Origin of the sequence: Nonomuraea sp. LPB2021202275-12-8 (genome assembly GCF_037044575.1) — a bacterium.
Classification (GTDB): domain Bacteria; phylum Actinomycetota; class Actinomycetes; order Streptosporangiales; family Streptosporangiaceae; genus Nonomuraea.
In genome coordinates, this window is the sequence record NZ_JBAHWD010000011.1 from 170,936 (window position 1) to 191,801 (window position 20,866).

21 protein-coding genes are annotated in these 20,866 nt (G+C 72.7%); 6 read left to right on the forward strand and 15 right to left on the reverse strand.

Annotated elements, in window-relative coordinates:
* Nucleotides 1-18: 18 nt before the first annotated feature.
* Nucleotides 19-1,242 carry a multidrug effflux MFS transporter gene (locus V5E28_RS22185; RefSeq protein WP_336208925.1) on the reverse strand — a complete coding sequence of 408 codons (1,224 nt, stop codon included), beginning with the start codon at nucleotides 1,240-1,242 and terminating at the stop codon, nucleotides 19-21.
* A gap of 151 nt (nucleotides 1,243-1,393) precedes the next feature.
* On the opposite strand from V5E28_RS22185, the gene V5E28_RS22190 reads away from it, so the two are divergent.
* Nucleotides 1,394-2,314, forward strand: a complete 921-nt coding sequence (locus V5E28_RS22190) for an ABC transporter ATP-binding protein (protein ID WP_336208926.1) — start codon at nucleotides 1,394-1,396, stop codon at nucleotides 2,312-2,314.
* Complete coding sequence (locus tag V5E28_RS22195) at nucleotides 2,311-3,081, forward strand: ABC transporter permease (protein WP_336208927.1); 771 nt, start codon at nucleotides 2,311-2,313, stop codon at nucleotides 3,079-3,081. The genes V5E28_RS22190 and V5E28_RS22195 overlap by 4 nt, the downstream gene beginning before the upstream one ends.
* Here the strand turns inward: V5E28_RS22195 and V5E28_RS22200 are convergent.
* Entirely contained in the window at nucleotides 3,043-4,239 is a 1,197-nt protein-coding gene (locus V5E28_RS22200; RefSeq protein ID WP_336208928.1) for an MFS transporter, read from the reverse strand. The genes V5E28_RS22195 and V5E28_RS22200 overlap by 39 nt on opposite strands.
* Before the next feature lie 108 nt (nucleotides 4,240-4,347).
* Between V5E28_RS22200 and V5E28_RS22205 the strand changes: the two genes are divergently transcribed.
* Entirely contained in the window at nucleotides 4,348-5,262 is a 915-nt protein-coding gene (locus V5E28_RS22205; RefSeq protein WP_336208929.1) for an EamA family transporter, read from the forward strand.
* Here the strand turns inward: V5E28_RS22205 and V5E28_RS22210 are convergent.
* The 8 genes from V5E28_RS22210 to V5E28_RS22245 are packed head-to-tail and all read right to left on the reverse strand — an operon-like array spanning nucleotide 5,259 to nucleotide 12,604.
* Nucleotides 5,259-5,930, reverse strand: coding sequence for a GntR family transcriptional regulator (locus V5E28_RS22210; protein WP_336208930.1), 672 nt, complete (start codon nucleotides 5,928-5,930; stop codon nucleotides 5,259-5,261). The genes V5E28_RS22205 and V5E28_RS22210 overlap by 4 nt on opposite strands.
* Before the next feature lie 15 nt (nucleotides 5,931-5,945).
* A complete protein-coding gene (locus V5E28_RS22215) occupies nucleotides 5,946-6,917 on the reverse strand; it encodes an ornithine cyclodeaminase family protein (RefSeq protein ID WP_336208932.1) in 972 nt (323 codons plus the stop codon).
* A 7-nt stretch (nucleotides 6,918-6,924) separates the two neighbouring features.
* Complete coding sequence (locus V5E28_RS22220) at nucleotides 6,925-7,890, reverse strand: proline racemase family protein (RefSeq protein ID WP_336208933.1); 966 nt, start codon at nucleotides 7,888-7,890, stop codon at nucleotides 6,925-6,927.
* Nucleotides 7,887-8,888: a proline racemase family protein gene (locus V5E28_RS22225; RefSeq protein ID WP_336208934.1), complete on the reverse strand. Its 1,002-nt coding sequence runs from the start codon at nucleotides 8,886-8,888 to the stop codon at nucleotides 7,887-7,889. The genes V5E28_RS22220 and V5E28_RS22225 overlap by 4 nt, the downstream gene beginning before the upstream one ends.
* Nucleotides 8,885-9,778 carry a dihydrodipicolinate synthase family protein gene (locus V5E28_RS22230; protein ID WP_336208935.1) on the reverse strand — a complete coding sequence of 298 codons (894 nt, stop codon included), beginning with the start codon at nucleotides 9,776-9,778 and terminating at the stop codon, nucleotides 8,885-8,887. Before V5E28_RS22230 ends, V5E28_RS22225 begins: the two co-directional genes overlap by 4 nt.
* Nucleotides 9,775-11,208 carry an NAD(P)/FAD-dependent oxidoreductase gene (locus V5E28_RS22235; RefSeq protein WP_336208936.1) on the reverse strand — a complete coding sequence of 478 codons (1,434 nt, stop codon included), beginning with the start codon at nucleotides 11,206-11,208 and terminating at the stop codon, nucleotides 9,775-9,777. The genes V5E28_RS22230 and V5E28_RS22235 overlap by 4 nt, the downstream gene beginning before the upstream one ends.
* A complete protein-coding gene (locus V5E28_RS22240) occupies nucleotides 11,205-11,447 on the reverse strand; it encodes a (2Fe-2S)-binding protein (RefSeq protein WP_336208937.1) in 243 nt (80 codons plus the stop codon). Before V5E28_RS22240 ends, V5E28_RS22235 begins: the two co-directional genes overlap by 4 nt.
* Nucleotides 11,444-12,604 (reverse strand): NAD(P)/FAD-dependent oxidoreductase, encoded by a 1,161-nt coding sequence (locus V5E28_RS22245; protein WP_336208938.1) that lies wholly within the window; start codon nucleotides 12,602-12,604, stop codon nucleotides 11,444-11,446. The genes V5E28_RS22240 and V5E28_RS22245 overlap by 4 nt, the downstream gene beginning before the upstream one ends.
* A 90-nt stretch (nucleotides 12,605-12,694) precedes the next feature.
* Here V5E28_RS22245 and V5E28_RS22250 point away from each other — a divergent pair, with 90 nt between their 5' ends.
* Together V5E28_RS22250 and V5E28_RS22255 are read left to right on the forward strand one after the other, a co-directional pair.
* Entirely contained in the window at nucleotides 12,695-13,681 is a 987-nt protein-coding gene (locus V5E28_RS22250) for a COX15/CtaA family protein (RefSeq protein WP_336208939.1), read from the forward strand.
* A gap of 61 nt (nucleotides 13,682-13,742) precedes the next feature.
* Nucleotides 13,743-14,441 (forward strand): SanA/YdcF family protein, encoded by a 699-nt coding sequence (locus V5E28_RS22255; protein WP_336208940.1) that lies wholly within the window; start codon nucleotides 13,743-13,745, stop codon nucleotides 14,439-14,441.
* Here the strand turns inward: V5E28_RS22255 and V5E28_RS22260 are convergent.
* From V5E28_RS22260 to V5E28_RS22280, 5 genes are all read right to left on the reverse strand, one after another.
* Nucleotides 14,426-15,640 (reverse strand): PrsW family intramembrane metalloprotease, encoded by a 1,215-nt coding sequence (locus tag V5E28_RS22260; RefSeq protein WP_336208941.1) that lies wholly within the window; start codon nucleotides 15,638-15,640, stop codon nucleotides 14,426-14,428. The two genes, V5E28_RS22255 and V5E28_RS22260, sit on opposite strands and share 16 nt — an antisense overlap.
* A 98-nt stretch (nucleotides 15,641-15,738) precedes the next feature.
* Entirely contained in the window at nucleotides 15,739-16,137 is a 399-nt protein-coding gene (gene tnpA, locus V5E28_RS22265; RefSeq protein ID WP_336208942.1) for an IS200/IS605 family transposase, read from the reverse strand.
* Nucleotides 16,138-16,163: 26 nt separating this feature from the next.
* Nucleotides 16,164-17,102 carry a cation diffusion facilitator family transporter gene (locus V5E28_RS22270; RefSeq protein WP_336208943.1) on the reverse strand — a complete coding sequence of 313 codons (939 nt, stop codon included), beginning with the start codon at nucleotides 17,100-17,102 and terminating at the stop codon, nucleotides 16,164-16,166.
* Nucleotides 17,102-17,485, reverse strand: a complete 384-nt coding sequence (locus V5E28_RS22275) for an ArsR/SmtB family transcription factor (RefSeq protein WP_336208944.1) — start codon at nucleotides 17,483-17,485, stop codon at nucleotides 17,102-17,104. Before V5E28_RS22275 ends, V5E28_RS22270 begins: the two co-directional genes overlap by 1 nt.
* Nucleotides 17,486-17,535: 50 nt before the next feature.
* A complete protein-coding gene (locus tag V5E28_RS22280; RefSeq protein WP_336208945.1) occupies nucleotides 17,536-18,495 on the reverse strand; it encodes a heme o synthase in 960 nt (319 codons plus the stop codon).
* Nucleotides 18,496-18,832: 337 nt separating this feature from the next.
* On the opposite strand from V5E28_RS22280, the gene tkt reads away from it, so the two are divergent.
* Nucleotides 18,833-20,863 (forward strand): transketolase, encoded by a 2,031-nt coding sequence (gene tkt / locus V5E28_RS22285; RefSeq protein WP_442945853.1) that lies wholly within the window; start codon nucleotides 18,833-18,835, stop codon nucleotides 20,861-20,863.
* Nucleotides 20,864-20,866 lie beyond the last annotated feature (3 nt).

The following is a 20,866-nucleotide window of genomic DNA, read 5'->3' on the forward strand; positions in this document are numbered from 1 at the left end:
CACGCAGGGTAGCCTTACCTAACTTTTCCGCTGCCGCCCCAGGACCACGAAGGTCAGCGTCGAACAGACGATGAGGGCGAGCATCAGAGCGGCCATCGGCAGCGCCGATCCCGACCCCACGATGCCGACCAGCGGGGCCGAGACCGCGCCCAGCGCGAACTGCAGCACGCCGAGCAACGCCGAGGCCGATCCGGCGATCTGCTGGGGCTGCCCGGCCAGCGCCAGCGCGCCGGTGCCCGGCATGACCAGGCCCTGGCCGCACATGATGACGAACAGGCCGGCCACGATCCCGGCCAGGCCCAGCCCGGTCGCGGCGGCGGCCAGCAGCAGCGCGCCGCCCGCCAGCGCGACGAACAGCCCGGCCACGACCAGCCGCGCCGGGTCGACGCGGCCCGAGAGCCGCCCGCCGACCTGGGCCATCACGGTCAGGCCGAGGGCGTTGAGTCCGAAGATGAGCGAATACTGCTGCGGTGTGGCCTCGTACACCTCTTGCAGGACGAACGGCGAGCCGGAGATGTAGGCGAACATGGCGGCGAAGGCGAGGCCGGCGGTCAGCGCGTACCCCATGAAGGAGCGGTCGCCCAGCAGGTGCCAGAACGTGCGCAAGGTGTGCCGCAGGCCGCCGCCCTCCCGCTCGCCGGCGGGCAGGGTCTCGCGCACACCGGGGATCACGGCCAGCAGCAGCACCAGGCCGGCGAGGCTGAGCGCGACGAACACGCCGCGCCAGGAGGTGAACGCCAGCAGCTGGGCGCCGGCGATCGGGGCCAGGATCGGCGCCAGCCCGCTGACCAGCATGAGGGTGGCGAAGATGCGCGCGATGGCGGCGCCGTCGTACAGGTCGCGGACCACGGCGCGGACGATGACCAGCGCCGCGCCGCCCAGAATGCCCTGCAGCAGGCGGAGCACGATGAGCGCGGGCACGGACGGCGCGAACGCGCAGAGGAGGGAGGCGACGGTGAATCCCGCCACGCCCACGATGAGCGGCATCCGCCTGCCGCGCACGTCGCTCACCGGCCCGGCGACCACCTGGCCGACGGAGACGCCGATGAGGCAGGCGGTGAGGGTGAGCTGGACCTGGGCGGGGGCGCTGAGCATCTCGCCGCTGATGGCGGGCAGCGCCGGTAGGTACATGTCGATGGACAGGGGCCCGATCGCCGACAGCGCTCCGAGGATGAGGAGCAGGAGTCCGCGGCGCTCCCCGGCCTCCTTGACGACGGGTTGCGTGGCTTCTGCCACGGACATGCGTGTACCCCTCTCCTCACAGGCGTGTGACCCATGAGGGCCGAGGGAACCAACCGGCATACGGTCCTACTAATTCCCATTTATCGGATATTGCCGGGCCCTCTGTGGCCTGCGGCCCGGACCGGCACCGCAAGTCCCTAGACTCATGGCCATGGACGTGCCAGCGGTCGAGCCCGCGGTAGAGGTCGTCGACCTGGTCAAGCGCTACGGAGTCGCCACCGCGGTCGACGGCCTTACGCTGCGCGCCCGGCGCGGCGAGGTCACGGCCGTCCTCGGCCCCAACGGCGCGGGCAAGACGTCCACGGTGGAGGTCTGCGAGGGGTTCCGCAAGGCCGACGGCGGGACGGTGCGGGTGCTGGGGCTGCGCCCCGACACGCCCGCGCTGCGTGCCCGGGTCGGCGTCATGCTCCAGAGCGGCGGCGTGCCGCCCGCCATGCGCTGCGGTGAGTGGCTGCGCCTGGTCTCCCGCTTCTACGCCCACCCGCTGGACGCGGGCGCCCTCCTGGCGCGGCTCGGCCTGTCCGATCACGTACGGACCCCGTTCCGCAGGTTGTCGGGAGGGCAGCAGCAGCGGCTCTCGCTGGCCGCGGCCGTCGTCGGGAGGCCGGAGCTGGTCTTCCTCGACGAGCCGACCGCCGGGCTGGACCCGCAGGCCAGGCACGCCTGCTGGGAGCTCGTGGGCGAGCTGCGGAGCGCCGGCGTCTCGGTGGTGCTGACCACGCACCACATGGACGAGGCCGAGCGCCTGGCCGACCATGTGGTGATCATCGATCACGGCCGGGTGGTCGCCGAGGGCAGCCCCGCCCGGCTGACCGGGGCCGAGCGCCAGCTGCGTTTCCGCGCCCGGCCGGGGCTGGCGCTGGAAGAGCTGCTCAACGCGCTGCCCGACGGCAGCGCCGCCAAGGAGTCACCCACCGGCCACTACATCATCGAGGGCCAGGTGGGGCCGGAGCTGCTGGCCACCGTGACGGCCTGGTGCGCGGCCGAGGGCGTCACGGCCGACGACCTGCGCATCGAGCGGCGCACGCTGGAAGACGTCTTCCTGGAGCTGACCGGCAGGGAGCTGCGATGACCGCCTCACTCGACCTCACCCCCGCTCCCGGCGCGGCGCCGCTGCCGCGGATGGTGCTGGCGCAGGCGGGCGCCGAGGTCCGCGCCATCCTGCGCAACGGCGAGCAGCTCCTGCTCACGCTGATCATCCCGGTGCTGCTGCTGGCCGGCTTCTCGGTGGCGCCGCTGATCGACGTCGGCGGCGGCAGCCGGGTCGGCTTCCTGGCGCCCGGCGTGCTGGCGCTGGCCGTCATGTCGACCGCCTTCACCGGCCAGGCCATCGCCACCGGCTTCGAGCGGCGCTACGGCGTGCTCAAGCGGCTCGGCGCGACCCCGCTGTCCCGGACGGGGCTCATGCTGGCCAAGACCGCCGCGGTCGTCGCGGTGGAGGCCGTCCAGGTCGTGGTGATCGTCCTGGTCGCGCTGGCGCTCGGCTGGCGGCCGCAGGGCTCGCCGGCCGCCGCGCTGCTGCTCATCCTGCTCGGCACGGCCGCCTTCAGCGGGCTGGGCCTGCTGATGGCCGGACTGCTGCGGGCCGAGGCGACGCTGGCCGCGGCCAACCTCGTCTACCTGCTGCTGCTGGCGGCAGGCGGGGTGGTCTTCCCGCTGTCGAAGTTCCCCGGCTCGGTGCGGCCGGTGCTGGAGCTGCTGCCCATCTCGGCGCTGACCGGCGGCCTGCGCGCGGTGCTCACCGGCGGCGCCGCGCTGCCCCTGGGCGCGGTCTTGGTGCTGGCCGTCTGGGCGGTCGTGTCACTGGGGCTGGCCGCCCGCACCTTCCGGTGGGAGTAGGCCGTAGCGGCGCCTGCTGAGCGCCGCCACCACGGTCAGCGGGACGGCGACGGCCGCCGCCAGGCCGAACAGCAGCGGATACGACCCGTGCTCGGCCAGCGGGCCCGCGGCCCACGACGAGGCGGCGCTGCCCACGAAGAGCGAGGCGGCGAAGAAGGCCACCGCCGTCCCCCTGGCCTGCGGCGCGACCGAGGTGGCCCAGGTCTGCAGTGAGGAGTGCATGAACGACCAGCCGCCGGCCAGCAGCAGTGCGGCGAGCGTCACCGTGGTCAGGCTCACTCCGGCGGCGACGATCGCGTAGCCGGCGCACATCTGCGTCCCCCCGGCGGCGATCAGCAGCCACACCGGCAGTCGCCGCGACAGCCGCATGACCAGCCGGGAGAACAGCCACACGCCGATCCCGTAGATGGCGGTGGCGAGGCCGGCCACGGCGGTGGAGACGCCGTGGTGCTGCAGCGCGGTGGCCAGGAAGGCCATCGTGCCGAGCAGGACCGCGCCTTCCACGAAGGCCAGCGCGAACACCAGCAGCGCCCACGGCCTGCGCAGCACCGTGCCGACGTGGCTGCCCAGCCCGCCGATCCGGGCACGCGGCGGCTCCGGCAGCGCGCGCAGGCCCAGCGCGCACACCAGCGCGCAGAGCGCGGGCACGATGAAGACCACCCGCCAGCCCGCCAGGTCGCCGAGCACCCCACCGGCGCCGGTGGCCACGGCGATGCCCAGCGCCATCACGCCCATCAGGTCGGACAGGGCGCGCTGGCGCACCGAGACCTCGACCGTGTCGCCCAGGTAGGTGAGCGAGGTGGGGATCACCGCGCCGAAGCAGGCGCCCGCCACGATCCTGGACGCGATCAGCGTGCCGAGCTCCGGCATCAGGGCCGAGGCCAGGCCGGTCAGCGCGGCGCCCAGCAGGGCCGCCCGCATCACCCGCACCCGCCCGAACCTGTCCGACAGCACACCCCACATCGGCTGCGACAGCCCGTAGGCGAGGAAGTAGCCGCTGGCCACGGCGACCGCGGTGGCCAGGGACACGCGCAGGTCCACCGCGATGAGCACGAGCATCGGGGTCACGGCGAAGCGGTCGAAGCTGCTGACGAAACAGGCTGCGGACAGGGCCAGCGGCGGCCGGGCGAGGGTGACTGGCGGCACGGTGGGGGTCATGGATCCAATACCGGATTTATGGGGTTATCTGATCAGTAGTATCACCCCCGACACAGGAAGGCGGAGGGGGTCGGTAGGCTCCGATGGAGCGCTGACCTGAGGAGTTCTGTGACCGCCTTCGCCCTTGACGACCCGTTGGACCGCGGGTCCGGCCTGCCCAGGCCGGGTGGCCTGATGCGCGCGGCGGCGGGCTCGATCCCGCCCTCGGGGCTGGTCCTGCTGGCGATCGTCTCCGTGCAGCTCGGCGCGGGCTTCGCCAAGGAGCTGTTCGCGGCGCTGCCGCCGAGCGCGGTGGTGTTCCTGCGCATCGCGATGGGCGCCATCGTCATGGGGGCGGTCGCCCGCCCCAGGCTGAGGGGGCTGTCGCGGCGGGACTGGGCGGTCGCGCTCGGATTCGGCGTGACGCTCGCCCTGATGAACCTGACCTTCTACGAGGCGCTGGCGCGGCTGCCGCTGGGCATCGCGGTGGCCATCGAGTTCCTGGGCCCGCTCGGGGTGGCCGTGGCGGCCTCGCGACGCCGGCTGGACCTGCTCTGGATCGGGCTCGCCGGCGCGGGCGTGCTGCTGCTCGCGCCGTGGGGGCAGTCCGCGGCGGTGAGCTGGATCGGCATCGGCTTCGCGTTGCTGGCGGGAGCCTGCTGGGCGGCCTACATCGTGCTGTCGGCGGCGGCGGGCAGCCGCTTCCCCGGCACCACCGGGCTGTCGTTCGCGATGATCGTGTCGGTCGTGGTGATCGCGCCGGTGGGCGTCACGACCGGTGGCGCCGACCTGCTGCAGCCCGAGTTGCTGCTGATCGGCCTCGGGGTGGGGCTGCTGTCCTCGGTGATCCCCTACTCGCTGGAGCTGCAGGCGCTGCGCCGGATGCCCAAGCACGTGTTCGGCATCCTGATGAGCGTGGAGCCGGCGGTGGCCGCGCTGATCGGCGTGGTGGTGCTGAACGAACTGCTGCACCTGCAGCAGTGGGCGGCCATCGGCTGCATCGTGGCCGCCAGCCTCGGCTCCACCAGGGCGGGCAGGCTCTAGGAGTTGCTGGCCCAGATGCCCCTGACGTGCTGGATGTGCTCGCCCATGATGAGCCGCACGGCGGCGTCGTCGCCGCCCTTGAGCGCGTCCAGCAGTGCCAGGTGCTCTCTGGCCGAGTCGGCGAGCATGCCGCGCTCCGACAGCTGCGACAGGCCGTAGAGCCGCGCCCTGGTGCGCAGGTCCCTGACGACCTCCACCAGGTGGGCGTTGCCTGACAGGCTGAGCAGCTCCAGGTGGAAGCGCAGGTCGGCGTCGACGTAGGCGAGCAGGTCCCCACCCTCCGCGGCGGCGACGATCTCCTCGGCGATGGGCCTGAGCCGCTCGAACTCGGCCGCGCGACCGGCGTCGGCCAGACGGGCCACGGTGGGCACCTCGATGAGCCTGCGGATCTCGGTGAGCTCGTCCAGGTCGCGCTCGGACAGCTCGGTCACCCGGAAGCCCTTGTTGCGCACGGCCTCGACCAGGCCCTCCTTGGCCAGGTCGAGCATGGCCTCGCGGACCGGCGTGGCCGAGACGCCGAACTGCGCGGCCAGCACGGGCGCCGAATACACCACCCCCGGACGCATCTCACCGGTGATCAGCGCGGCCCTGAGCGCGTGCGCGACCTGCTCGCGCAGGCTCTGCCGCTCCCCCACCATCGGCAGGTCGAGCCGGTATTCGGCAGCCATCCGCCCATCCCTTCCCTACGTCGTGTGGGACCACGCCTCGTAAGCGGCGGCCGCGACCACCAAGTCCTCCCACGCCATGCCGGTTCCCTTGAAGACGCGGGGCCCGGCGCCGACCGTCACCCTGCCCGCGACCAGCTCCGCGAGGTTGCCGGCCAGATGGTGAGTGGTGATCGTACCGTGGCGGATGGGCAGGATGACGTCCCCTGCCTCGGCCAGTGCGGCCGAGCGCGCCTCCACGACCAGCGTGGCCCGCGCGACGAGGTCGCCGTCGAGCTCGCGGGCATCGGGCTCGTGCGATCCGACCGCGACCACGGTGGCGCCGTCGCGGGCGAGCCTACCGGGGAAGAGCGGCTGACGGGCGGTCGTACAGCAGGCGATGAGATCGGCCCGCGCCACCGCCTCGGCGACGGCGTCACCGCCGTCCGCCGGTGCGGGCGGCTCGCCGTACAGGGCCCGGGCGCGCAGGCCGCGCTCGCGGCAGCGGGCGGCGAGTGCCTCGGCGCGCCCGCGGTCGCGGCCGACGACCGTGACGCCGTCCACCGGCCGGACCTCGCACAGCGCGGCGACGTGCCCCCACGCCTGCGGGCCCGACCCGAACACCACCAGCTCGCGGGCGTCCGGCTCGGCCAGGTGGCGCACGGCGAGCGCGGAGACGGCGGGGGTGCGCAGGCTGGTGAGCGCGATGCCGTCCATGGTGGCGAGCGGGGTGAGGGTGTCGCCGTCCAACAGCAGGTAGGTGCCCTGGATGCGGGGCAGCCCGCGCCCGGGGTTGGCGGGCGCGACGGTGGCGGCCTTCACCCCCGCGTACCGTCCCGCCGCGGCCGGCATCAGCAGGAGCTGCCCGGCGGGCAGCTCGACCACGGGCCGCTGCGGCGTCCGCTCGGGATCGAGCCCGGCCAGCAGCGCGTCCTCGAGCATCTGTACGGCGTCCGCCACGGGCACGAGGCGTTCGACCGTGGCGGCGTCGAGGTGGGGCAGTGGGCTCATCATCTGATCATCGCAGGGTGAACCCGGTGCCGATGGGGTCGTCCGGGTCCAGCTCGAAGGCGTGCCTGCCGGTGAGGTAGGCCATGCCCTCGATCTCCGGGACGACGCCCTGCCCCACCACGCTGGCGACGCGGGCGCGGAACTCGGTGCCGACGATGCTCTCGTGAACCAGCGTGCCGCGCAGCCCGTCGTCGTGCAGCAGGGCGAGCCTGGCCGCGGTGCCGGAGCCGCATGGCGAGCGGTCCACCTCGCCGTCGGCGAACACCGTGACGTTGCGCTGGCGGATGTGGTCGGACCCGCCGCCCAGCTCGTCGTAGAAGATCACGCCGTAGACGCCGGACAGCCGGTCGTCGGTGGGGTGCCGGGAGGCGGGGTGGCCCGTCAGGGCGGCCTTGATGCGGCGGCCGTGCGCGATGAGCTCGGTGAGGTGCTCCGGCTCCACCGCCAGGCCGAGCGCCTTGGCGGGCACGCAGGCGTAGATGGCTCCGCCGTAGGAGACGTCGACCTCCACCCCGGCGGCGGGGACGCCGCGCGCGAGGACGTACGAGGGGACGTTGACGAAGGTCACAGCCGTGATGCGGCCGCCCTCGCTGCGGACGCGGGCGGTTACGCGCCCGGACGGCACGTCGACGACCACGTCCGTCTCGCCGTCGGGGTCGGCCTTGACCAGGCCCTCCCGCACGGCGTGCACGCCGAGCGCGATCGTGCCGTGGCCGCACGCGGTGGAGTAGCCGTCCTTGTGCCAGAACAGCACGCCGAGGTGCGCGCCGGGATCGTCGGGCGGGACGAGGAAACAGCCGTACATGTCGGCGTGGCCACGCGGCTCGTGGCACAGCAGCCGCCGTACGTGGTCGGCCCGGCCGGCGTTGGCGCGGCGTTCCAGCACGGTGGCGCCGGGGATGTCCGGTACGCCGCCGGTCACGACGCGGAACGGCTCACCGGCGGTGTGGTAGTCGACGGTGGTGACGGTCACAGCTCGAACCCCTCGGGGAACGGGTCGCGGGGGTCCAGGAAGTACTGGGCGGTGCCGGTGATCCAGGCGCGGCCGGTGATCGAGGGCACCACCGCCGGCCTGCCTCCCACCGCCGTCTCCTCCAGGAGCCTGCCGACGAACCGGGTGCCGATGAAGGACTCGTTGACGAAGTCGCGGCCCAGGGGCAGCTCGCCCCTGGCGTGGAGCTGGGCCATCCGGGCGCTGGTGCCGGTGCCGCAGGGCGAGCGGTCGAACCAGCCCGGGTGGATGGCCATCGCGTGGCGCGAGTGGTGGGCGTCGGAGCCCGGGGCGGCGAAGTAGACGTGGTGGCAGCCGCGGATGCGGTCGTCCTCGGGGTGCACGGGCTCGTCGGCGGCGTTGATCGCCGCCATGGTGGCCAGTCCGGCGGCGAGGATCTCGTTCTTGGCCTTGCGGTCGAACGGCAGCCCGTAGGAGTCGAGGTCCACGACGGCGTAGAAGTTGCCGCCGTAGGCCAGGTCGTAGCGGATCCGCCCGTGGCCGGGCACGGTGACGGAGGCGTCCAGCCTGTCGGCGTAGGAGGGCACGTTGCGCAGGGTCACCGACATGGCCATGCCGTCCTGCACGGCCACGTCCACCACGACCAGCCCGGCGGGCACCTCCAGCCGCACGGTGGTGACCGGCTCGACCACCTCCACCATGCCGGTCTCGACCAGCACGGTCGCCACGCCGATCGTGCCGTGGCCGCACATCGGCAGCAGCCCCGACACCTCGATGAACAGCACGCCCCAGTCGGCGTCAGGCCGGGTGGGCGGCTGGAGGATGGCGCCGCTCATGGCGGCGTGGCCGCGCGGCTCGTTCATCAGCAGCTTGCGGATGTGGTCGAGGTGGTCGCGGAAGTGGACGCGCCGCTCGGCCATGCTCGCGCCGGGGATCACGCCCACGCCGCCGGTGATGACGCGCGTGGGCATGCCCTCGGTGTGGGAGTCGACGGCGTGGAAGACCCGGTTCGTCCTCATCGCAGCCCTTCCGCGAGCGCCTTCTCGGTGGCGGACCTGACCACCGCCGCCTGCTCTCCGGTCAGCGGCTGCCGCGGCTGCCGGCACGGCCCGCCGTGGCGGCCCGCGAGGTCCATGGACAGCTTGATGGCCTGGACGAACTCCGTCTTGGAGTCCCAGCGCAGCAGCGGGTGGAGCTTCCTGTACAGAGGCAGCGCGGTGTCGAGGTCCCCGGCGAGCGCGGCCCGGTAGAGGGCGACGCTGGAGGCGGGCAGCGCGTTCGGGTAGCCGGCGATCCAGCCCACGGCCCCGGCCAGCGCCAGCTCCAGCAGCACGTCGTCGGAGCCGATCAGCAGGTCGAGTCCGGGGGCCAGCTCGGCGATCTCGTAGGCGCGGCGGGGGTCGCCGGTGAACTCCTTGACCGCCACGATCAGGCCCTCCTCATGCAGCCTGGCCAGCAGCGCCGGGGTGAGGTCGACCTTGGTGTCGTAGGGGTTGTTGTAGGCGACCACCGGGATGCCGGCCTCAGCGACCTCGCGGTAGTGCCCGAGCACGGCGCGCTCGTCGGCCCGGTAGGCGTTCGGCGGCAGCAGCAGCACCGAGCCGCAGCCGGCCTCGGCCGCCTGCTCGGCCCAGCGCCGCGACTCGGCCGCGCCGTACGCTCCGGCACCCGCCATCACCCTCTCCCCGCCCACGGCCTCGACGGCGGTCCGGATCACCCTGGCCCGCTCGTCCGCGGTGAGCGTCTGGTATTCGCCCAGCGAGCCGTTGGGCACCACGCCGTCGCAGCCGTTCGTCACCAGCCAGCGGCAGTGGTCAGCGTAGCCGTCGTAGTCGACGGTCAGGTCCTCGCGCAGGGGCAGCGCGGTGGCGACCATGACGCCGCGCCAGGGCTTGCTGCGATCGGTCATGAGGGGTCCTCCTGGGTGTCGGTGATGTCCGGGGCGGTACGGGTGTCGAGAGCGGCGAGGGTGGCCAGGGTGAGCGGCTGGGCCACGGGGCGGCGGGGAGGCGGCGGCGGCTCGCCGGCGAGGCAGGCGACCGGATAGCCGCAGATCCGGCCCTGGCACCAGCCCATGCCGGCCCTGCTCAGCAGCTTGATCGAGCGGGCATCGGTGGCGCCCAGCTCCTGCGCCTCGCGCAGGCGGGCCAGCGGCACCTCCTCACACCTGCACACCAGCGTGTCGTCGCGCAGCCAGCCCTGCCAGCCGGGCTTGACCGGATAGGCCTCCAGCAGGGCGGTGGCGAAGGCGCGCATCCGCTGCCGCCGCCTGAGCAGCACGCCGGGGACCGCTCGATCGGCGTCGGAGCCATGACCGCCTGCGTGGGCCGCGATGGCCAGGCCGGCGATGCGGCCCTCCAGCTCGGCCAGTCGCCAGCCGCCGACGCCGGTGGGCTCGCCGGCCGCCCAGACGCCGTCCACGCCGGTGTGCTGGCGGCCGTCCACGGCGAGGACGGGGCTGCCGTCGGTGTCCCGGCGGGTGTCGCAGCCGAGCTGGACGCCGAGCTCGATCTGCGGCACGAACCCGTAGCCGGTGGCGAGCGTGTCGCACGCGACGCGGCGGGTGGCGAGAACGTTCCAGTTCGTGTCGAGTCTGGCCACGGTGACGGCCTCCAGCTCGCGCTCGCCGTGCGCGGCGATCACCGCCTGCCTGGTCAGGTACGGCACGCGGCGCCTGGCCAGGCTCAGCCCGTAGGCCGCCGCCTCGCCAGCCCTGCCCAGAGCCAGCACCGGATGCCTGGCCAGCCCGAGCCCGCCACCGGCCTCGAACACGCCCGCCACCCGCGCCCCGGCCGCGGCCAGGCCGGCGGCGACGGGCAGCAGGAACGGCCCGGTCCCGGCGACGACGACCCGCCTGCCGGCCACCACGCCGTCGCCCTTGAGCAGCGCCTGCGCCCCGCCCGCGGTGAGCACCCCGGGCAGGTCCCAGCCGGGGAACGGCAGCGGCCGATCGTGCGCCCCAGTGGCGATGAGGAGGCGGCGGCACCGGATGGTCACCGGGCGCTCGTGGCCCGCGTCGTCACGGGTCACGCAGTGGACGGCGAGCTCGCCGCCCGCCTGTCCGGTCACGGTCCAGACCTGGTGGCCGGGCAGCACGTCGCCCCGTTCCTCCAGGGCGCGGGCCTGCCGCAGGAAGCGGTCGAAGCCCCGCGTGGAGGGGTGCGGGGCGGCGGAAGGATGGCGGAAGTACTGGCCGCCGAGCCGTGCCCCGGAGTCGACGAGCGCGACCCGCAGCCCGTGGAGAGCGGCGGTCAGCGCGCCCGCCACGCCGGCGGGGCCACCGCCGATGACCGCGAGGTCGTAGGCGGGCCCTCCCGTGGTGTCCTGCTCGCCCGTCATGACGTCGTCACCTCGTCCCCCGGCCGGGCCGTCAGCAGGCAGGCGCGCTCGGGTGGCCGGCCGTTCACCGTGACCAGGCAGTCGAAGCAGACGCCGATGCCGCAGAACAGCCCGCGCGGGCGGCCGCCGAACCGGGTGGCGCGCCAGGAGCGGACGCCCGCCGCGTGCAGGGCGGCGCCGACCGTCTGGCCGGGCGTCACGGGCACCGGGCGGCCGTCGATCGTGATGTCGAAGGTCAACGGGGCTCCTCGGGGTCGCCGTCGGCGGGGAAGCGGTCGGCGCGGAACGGGTGCAGGTCCAGGTCGGGGTCACGCCCCTGGATGACCTGGGCGAGCAGGTGGCCGGTGGCGGGCGCCAGGCCGATGCCGGCGCCTTCGTGGCCACACGCGTGGTAGAGGCCGGGCGCGCGCGGGTCGGCGCCTATCACCGGCAGGTGGTCGGGGCAGTACGGCCGGAACCCGCAGTAGGACCTGATGACCCGCACGTCGCGCAGCGCCGGGAAGAGCGCCACGGCCTGCGCGGCCAGCCGGGCGAGCACGGCCGGGGAGGTCGTGCGGTCGAAGCCGACACGCTCGCGGCTGGCGCCGATCAGCACGGTGCCCGCCGGGGTGCCCTCCACCACGGCCGACGTCTCCAGGCCCGCCGAGTCGCTGGCGACGTTGGTGACGTAGGCGGCGGTGTAGACCTTGTGCCGGATCAGCGGCTCGCCGAGCGGCTCGGTGACCAGGATGAAGCCGCGCCTGGGCAGGATCGGCAGGTCCACGCCGGCCAGCGCGGCGAGCTCACCGCCCCAGGTGCCGGCGGCGTTGACGACCGCGCCGGCGAGGATGTCGCCCTGGTCGGTGCGGACGCCGGTGACGCGGCCGCCAGCCTGGATGAAGGCGGTGACGGTGACGCCGAGGCGCAGGTGGAGGGCGCCGTGGCCGAAGCTGCGGGCGCCGTGCTGGAGGAGCCGGGCGGCGGCCAGCATGGGCTGCACCTGGGCGTCCTGCGGGTAGAGGACCCCGCCGGCCAGGCCGTCGGCGAGGTGCGGCTCCAGCTCGCGCAGGGCGTGGGCGGGCACGATCTCGTGCCGCACGTCCTGCTTGGCGGCGAGGTCGGTGAGCTGCCGCTGGATCTCGCCGGTCTCGGCGACGACGAGCCCGCCCTTGGCCTCGAACTCGAAGCCGCCGGCCGACCCGGCGAGCTCGCGCCAGAGCCGGTTGGACAGCAGGGCCAGGTCGAGCTCGGGGCCGGGTTCCTTGTCGGAGACGAGCACGTTGCCCTCTCCCGCGCCGGTCGTGCCGCCCGACACGGGGCCTCGGTCCACGACGGTCACGTCGAGGCCCGCGCGCGCGGCGTAGTAGGCGCAGGCGGCGCCGACGACGCCGGCGCCGACGACGATCACGTCGGACATCGCCACCTCCCGAACAGTAATATGTCACATACCCAAACGATTGAAAAGCCGGTGACAGGACCGGCCCACCGGGCCCCTAACATCGATGACGTGAAGCTACCCACACACCACCCCAACCCCCTCGTACGCGGCCTGTTCTCCTTCTGGGCGCCGACCGCCGGGACGATGCGTGGCTGGGCGCTGGCTTCCGTGGTGGCCAACGCCGGCATCACGGTGAGCGGCGCGGTGGTGCGCGTCACCGGCTCCGGACTCGGCTGCCCGACCTGGCCGAAATGCACGCCCGACAGCCTGCTGCCGGTGGCGCATCCGGAGGTCTCGCCGATCAACATGGCCATCGAGTTCGGCAACCGGATGGTCACCTTCCTGGTGCTCGTCGTGGGGGTGGCCTGCCTGCTCTCGGCGTTGCGGATGACTCCCCGGCGGCCGTCGCTGGTGCGGCTGGCCTGGCTGCAGCCCGCGGGCATCGCCGTCCAGGCACTGTGGGGCGGTCTGGTGGTCAACACGATGCTCAACCCGTTCACCGTGAGCATGCACTTCCTGATCTCCATCTGCCTGACCGCCGCCTGCTGGGCGCTCTACGCCCGCTCCGGCGAGGGTGACGCCCCCGCGCGCCGGGTGGCCCACCGCGACATCCGGAGGCTCGGCCACGTCCTGCTGGTGGCGGTGTTCGCGCTGCTGATCGCCGGGGTGGTGGTGACCGGCACGGGGCCGCACTCCGGTGACGTGCTGGCCTCGCGCTTCGACCTCGACATCGAGTCCGTGGCGCGCCTGCACGCCGACCTCGCCTACCTCGTCGTCGGGCTGACGTTCGCGCTGCTGTTCGCCCTGCACGTGACCGACTCGCCCCGGCCGGCCCGCCGGGCGGCGCTCGCGCTGCTGGCGATCGAGCTGCTCCAGGGCGTGATCGGCTATACGCAGTACTTCCTGGGCGTGCCCGCCTTCCTGGTCGGCCTGCACGTGCTCGGCTCCACCCTGGTCTGGATCGGCGCCCTGCGGGTCGTCACCGCGCTGCGCACCCGAGGCCCGCTGGGCGAGAGCTCCTCCCACTCCCCCGCCGAGGCGACCGCCGGAGTCTGACGGGATGCGTCAGAGTATGGGGTGAAAAGTCGGCCACTCCCCCACCGATGAGAGGTGCCCTTTGCTGGGAATTGTCCGCCCCTCTCGCCGGGCCCTGCGGCGCGCGTACCAAGGACTGGTGGTGCTCAGCGTGCTCGCGCTGGCGCCGATGACGTGGGCGTGGCTCGGCAGCGACGCGCACCGGGAAGTGGCCGGAACGGACGGCTGGCTGGCGCGGGTGCCCGAAGCCGAGGCCGCGCTCGTGCTCGGCGCCGGCCTGTACGGCGGGCGGCCGACGCCCATGCTGGCCAGCAGGCTGGACATCGCCGCCGAGCTCTACCGGGCGGGCAAGGTGCGGGCACTGCTGCTGTCGGGCGACAACAGCCGCGCCGGCTACGACGAGCCGTCGGCGATGCGCGACCACCTGCTGGCCCTGGGCGTGCCGGAGGCCGTGATGGTGCTGGACTACGCCGGGTTCGACACCTGGGACTCGTGCGTGCGGGCGCGGCAGGTGTTCGGGGCCCGGCGGCTGACCGTCGTCACGCAGGTCTTCCACCTGCCCAGAGCCGTGACGCTGTGCCGCACGGCGGGCCTGGAGGCGTTCGGGGTGGGCGACGACTCCACCACGCGGTGGGCCGCGACCACGCACGCCTACGCCGCGCGCGAGCTGCTGGCCACCGGCAAGGCGTTCGCCGACGCGCTGGTCCTGCGCTCCGACCCGGTCTTCCCCGGCCCCAGGGAGACCTCGCTGCGGCGGATCCTCGATCAGCCGGGCGCGTAGGGCGGCGGCATGCCGGTGGGCGGCGCCGGGAAGCCCGCGCGGGCGGTGCTCATGCACTCCAGCAACGCCCGCTGCTCCTCGTGGAAGGTCTGCTCGTCCACCACACGCCGGGCCGCGCGCTCGTGCAGCAGGCCCAGCTCGGTGGCGGCGAGCTGGTAGTCGTTCATGGCGCGCAGCCCCCGCCTGCCGCCGTACATCTTCGCCCACTGCCTGGCCCGCCTGCGCCGGGGCAGCGCCGACAGCATGATGATGTCGGCCTTGCTCACCAGCTTGGTCGGCTCGTACGGCGGCAGGTAGCGCTGGATGAGCGCGACGATGCGGCGCCGGTCCCTGAAGACCACCGCGATCAGCACGACGAGCACGACCATGAGCGACACGTAGGCGATCACCAGCCCGGGGAAGCCGCCGTAGGAGACCAGGCCGTTCCACAGGCCGTGCAGGATCATGGCGCCCGACCAGCCGGCCATGATCGAGAAGACCCGCTCAGGCCCGTTGCGCTGGGCCGCGTACGCGACCGCCACCCCGATCATCGAGGTGAAGAGCGGATGGGCGAACGGCGACAGGATGCCCCGCAGCACCACGGTGACCGCCAGCCCCACCCCGCCCTGCTCGGAGTTGAGCGCGGCCAGGTAGTAGCTGACGTTCTCGCTCATGGCGAAGCCGAGGCCGACCATGCTGGCGTAGATGATGCCGTCGGTCAGCCCGTCGAGCTCGGCCCTGCGGAACTTGAAGAGGCCGAGCAGGACCAGGCCCTTCATCGTCTCCTCCACCACCGGGGCGCCGAAGGTGGCGGCGATGTTGCGGGCGCTCGCCTCCGACAGCTGGACGGCGTCCATGATGTAGTGCAGGTTCAGCGAGTTGATCACGCCGGCGACGAGCACGGCGACGCCGGCCCCCCAGGCGAAGGCGAAGACCAGGTTGCTGCGCGGCTCGGGCTCCATGCGGTCCAGCGCCAGCACGGCCGCCAGCAGCAGCGGGACCGGCGCCAGCGCCAGGCCGAGCGCGATGAAGAACTGCACAGGCTCGCCGTTGAGCACGTCGAAGGAGAACGAGCCCAGCGCGCAGAGTCCGGTGACCACCAGACCGAGGATCAGCCCGGACGACGGGCGGTCCTTCAGCACCCAGCGCGGGTCGCGGGACGTCCTGAGGGGCTCCCCGTGCCCGTAGGGCGGGAAGTTCCCCGGCCGGGGCGTGTTCACCCGGCCTCTGTCCGACCGACCGCCGTGCCGGCGAGGTCCTTCACGACCACCACCTCATGGTCCCGGCTGAGCCGCTGCGCCGTCCAGACCGGCCGCATTCAACGGCCCTTCTGCTGCTCGAGGTAGTGCTCGATCATCGCGTCGGGGGCGCCCCCCACCGTGGCCACGAAGTAGGAGTTGGTCCACAGCGTCGGGAGCTGGCTCCTCAGGTGCGGGAACTCCTCGCGCAGCGCGTGGGAGGAACGGCCCTTGACGGCCTTGACCAGCCGGTGCACGCCATACTGCGGGGCCACTTCCACCATCAGGCGCACGTGGTCGGCCGCCACCTCCGCCTCCACCAGCCAGGCCTCCTTGTCGTCCACGACCTCGTGGATGAGCTCCCTGAGACGTCCCGCCACCGGGTCGCCGAGCACCTGCCTGCGGTATTTGGTGCACCACACGACGAGGAAGGCGCATCGGAAGACGACGCCGCTGTCGGACCGCAGAGCCACAGCCACGCGGACAATATACAGCTTTGGGCTATCTAATGCCCACGCGCCGTCCTCCCGAGGTGCCGGGGCCCGTGGGGATCTTCGCAGTGCCCTCCGGTCTCGGCGGCGCCGTGGTCGACCTGCAGTGTGGTATGCCCGATTTCGAACCGATCATGCAGCAGAGCGGCCAGCCGGACACGCACGTCGTGGCACTCGGCGCCGCGCGCCACGATGACATGCGCCGAGAGGGTCGGGTAGCCGCTCGTCACCGTCCAGACATGCAGGTCGTGCACCTCCTCCACGTCCTGGTCGGCGGCCAGCACCTGGCCGATCTCGTCGGGGTCGAGGTCGCTCGGCGCCGCCTGCAACAGGACACGCGCCGAGTCGCGCAGCAGGCCCCAGCCCGCCTTCAGCATGAGCGCGGCGACCACCAGAGCGGCGATCGCGTCGGCCCGGGCGAACCCGGTCAGCCAGACCACCACGCCGGAGACCGCGGTCGCGATGAAGGCGTACATGTCGTTGAGCACGTGCTGGAAGGCGCCCTCGACGTTGAGGCTGCGCCGGTCGGCCTTGGACAGCAGCCAGGCGGCCAGCGCGTTGACCGCGATGCCGGCGACCGCCGTGACGGCCACGACCGGCCCGGCGACCTCGGGCGGCTCGATCAGCCTGTGCACGCCCTCGTAGACGAAGTACGCCACCAGCAGGAGCAGTGTCACGCCGTTGATCTGGGCGGAGAGGATCTCGGCGCGCTTGTAGCCGAAGGTGTAGGCGCCGCGCGCCGGCCTGGCGGCGATGCGCATGGCGAGCAGGGCCAGCGCGATGGCGCTGGCGTCGGTGAGCATGTGGGCCGCGTCGGAGATCAGCGCGATCGAGTTGGCGACGACGCCGGCGACGACCTCGATCACCATGAAGCCGGCGATGAGGGCGAGTGCGCCGATCAGGTAGCGCTTGTCGGCGGTCGGGGCGTGCCCATGCCCGTGCCCGTGCCCCATCAGGTCACCTCTCTCAGGTGCTCGCGGCTCAGGTCCAGCAGCATCCGCACGTGCGCGTCGGCCAGCCGGTAGTAGATCATGCGCCCGGCCCTGCGGCTGGCCACGATGCCCGCCGTGCGCAGGAGACGCAGCGCGTGGGAGACGGCCGTGTCGGTCACCTCGACGGCGTCGGCCAGGTCGCACACGCACAGCTCCCCCGCCTCCAGCAGCGCGTAGAGCAGCCGGGCCCGCGTCGCGTCGCCGAGCAGCCGGAACAGCTCGGCCAGCCTGGTGGCCTCCTCGGGGGTGACCAGGCGGTCGCGGGTGGCGGCGACCCTGGCGGCGTCCGGCTCCGGCACCACGCATCCGTCCAGGGCGGCCACAACACCTGAAGAGCTATTCATATGTGCAGTTTAAGGACGTGAAGAGACCCGCCGCAAGAGGCGCGGCGGGCTCAGGCCAGCAGCGGGTCGATGGCGACGGCGAGGAAGAGCAGCGCCAGATAGGCGTTGGACCAGTGGAAGAAGCGCATCGGGCGCAGCTCCACGCCGGTCTTGCCGGAGTTGAGGCGGGCCAGCAGGCGGTGGACCTCCCACAGGCACATCACACCGAGGACCGCGGCCACAGCCGGGTAGAACAGCGTGGTGCCCGCCACCGGCCACAGCGCCAGCGAGCACGCCACGGTGGCCCAGGTGTAGGCGATCGACTCCAGGATCACCCTGCGCTCGGTGGCCACCACGGGCAGCATCGGCACCTTGGCCGCGGCGTAGTCCTCCTTGTAACGCATGGCCAGCGTCCAGGTGTGCGGCGGCGTCCAGAAGAACACCACGCCGAAGAGCACCAGCGGCGCCCAGTCGAGCCGCTCGGTGATGCCGGCCCAGCCGATCAGCACCGGCATGCAGCCCGCGATGCCGCCCCACACGATGTTCTGGGCGGTGCGCCGCTTGAGGATCATCGAGTAGACCAGCACGTAGAACAGGATCGCGCCGGTCGACAGCGCGGCGGCGAGCAGGTTGGTGGTCAGCCAGAGCCCGAGGGTGGACAGGACTCCCAGCACGATGCCGAAGATCAGCGCGCCGCGCGGCGACACCTGGTGCCTGGCCAGCGGGCGGCGCCTGGTGCGGCGCATCTTCTGGTCGATGTCGCGGTCGACGTAGCAGTTGAGCGCGTTGGCGCTGCCCGCCGACAGGGTGCCGAACACCATCACCGACACGGCCGTCCACAGCGGCGGCAGGCCGCCGGCCGCGAGGAACATCACCGGCAGGGTCGTGATCAGCAGCAACTCGATGATCCGCGGCTTGGTCAGCGCGATATAGGCCTTCACGAGCATGCCGACAGAGCGCGGGCCGGTCGTGCGCGGCGCCTCGGCCTCAAGGGCGGGGGCCGTCGTCTGCCTGTTCGTCAGCACCGTCAAGGCGCTTCCAGCACGTGCGGAGTCAACGCGTAACCTCTGATTGGAGCGGATTCGTGAATGGGCGCCGTGGCGCCCCTGCGAACAACCAAACTGTAGTCGCAGGGGCGGCCGGTCCGGCCAATGGGGGGCTTGAGCCATTCGCGGACACGCGCCGATGGAGAGGGGAATCGATCGCCAGCCCCACTCGGTTAGGGTCCGGTGTGGGCGGGATATGCCAACCGGCACCACCAATGACAACTAGATTCCGGAGACCGAGCACTTGAGCACCGAACTCGTGCCAGCCCTCGAATGGACCGACCTCGACAAGCAGGCCGTCGACGTCGTTCGAGCCCTGGCGATGGACGCAGTGGAGAAGGCGGGTTCGGGACACCCCGGCACCGCCATGAGCCTGGCCCCCGCCGCATACCTGCTCTTCCAGCACGCGATGCGCCACGATCCGACCGATCCCACCTGGCTCGGCCGCGACCGCTTCGTGCTGTCGGCGGGACACACCAGCCTGACGCTCTACATCCAGCTCTACCTTTCCGGCTACGGGCTGACGCTGGACGATCTGCGGCGGCTGCGCCAGTGGGACAGCCTCACCCCCGGCCACCCGGAGCACGGGCACACCGCGGGCGTGGAGACCACCACGGGCCCGCTCGGCCAGGGCCTTGGCAACGCGGTCGGCATGGCGATGGCGGCACGCCGCGAGCGCGGCCTGTTCGACCCCGACGCCGAGCCCGGCAAGTCCCCCTTCGACCACCGCATCTGGTGCATCGTCAGCGACGGCGACATCGAAGAGGGCATCAGCCACGAGGCCAGCTCGCTCGCCGGCCACCAGAAGCTCGGCAACCTCGTCGTCATCTACGACGACAACCACATCTCCATCGAGGACGACACGCTCATCGCCAAGTCCGAGGACGTGGTCAAGCGCTACGAGGCCTACGGCTGGCACACGCTGAGCGTCGACTGGACCGCCTCCGGCGACTACGTCGAGGACGTGCAGGCCCTGCACGAGGCGCTGGAGGAGGCCAAGGCCGAGACCGACAGGCCGTCGTTCGTCCGCCTGCGCACCATCATCGGCTGGCCCGCGCCCAACAAGCAGAACACCGGCAAGATCCACGGCTCGGCCCTCGGCGAGGCGGAGGTCGCCGCCACCAAGCAAATACTCGGCATGGACCCGGCCAAGTCCTTCGACGCGCCCGACGACGTGCTCAAGCACGCCCGGCAGGTCGCCGCCCGTGGCCGCGAGCAGCACGCCAAGTGGGAGCGGTCCTACACGAGCTGGCGCCAGGCCAACCCGGAGCGAGCCGCCGAGCTCGACCGCATCTCCCGGCGTGAGCTGCCCGCCGGCTGGGCCACCGCGCTGCCCTCCTTCGAGACCGGCGGCTCGATGGCCACCCGCAAGGCCTCCGGCGAGGTGCTCAACGCGCTCGCCCCGGTGCTGCCCGAGCTGTGGGGCGGCTCGGCCGACCTGGCCGAGTCCAACAACACCACGATGAAGGGCGAGCCGTCCTTCATCCCGGAGGAGTACCAGACCAAGGACTTCCCCGGCAACCGCTACGGCCGCACGCTGCACTTCGGCATCCGCGAGCACGCCATGGGCGCCATTCTCAACGGCATCGCCCTGCACGGCGGCACCCGCCCCTACGGCGGCACGTTCCTGGTCTTCTCCGACTACATGCGCCCCTCGGTGCGCCTGGCCGCGCTGATGAAGCTGCCGGTCACCTACGTGTGGACGCACGACTCCATCGGCCTGGGCGAGGACGGTCCCACGCACCAGCCGATCGAGCACCTGTGGGCGCTGCGCGCCATCCCCGGCCTCGACGTGGTGCGCCCCGCCGACGCCAACGAGACGGCCGCCGCCTGGAAGGCCGTGCTGGAGCACACCGACAGGCCCGCCGCGCTCGCCCTGACCAGGCAGAACCTGCCTGTTTACGAGGGCACGAGCACTGAGGGCGTGGCCCACGGCGGCTACATCCTGCGCGAGGCCTCCGACGGCCAGCCGAGGGTGATCCTCATCGCCACCGGCAGCGAGGTGCAGGTCGCCGTCGAGGGCCGCGAGCTGCTGGAGGGGCAGGGCATCCCGACACGGGTCGTGTCGATGCCGTGTGTCGAGTGGTTCAAGGGGCAGGACTCCGCGTATAGGCAGACCGTTCTGCCGTCGTCCATCAGGGCTCGGGTAGCGGTCGAGGCGGGTATCGCCCTCGGCTGGCACGAGTTCGTCGGTGAGTGCGGCGAAGTCGTCAGCCTCGAACACTTCGGTGCCTCCGCGCCGTACAGGACTCTGTACGAGCAGTTCGGGCTGACGGCGGAGCGCGTGGCGGCGGCGGCCAGAGCGAGCCTGGCCAAGCTGGGTCAGGACAAGGGCGAGACGACGGGAAACTGAGAA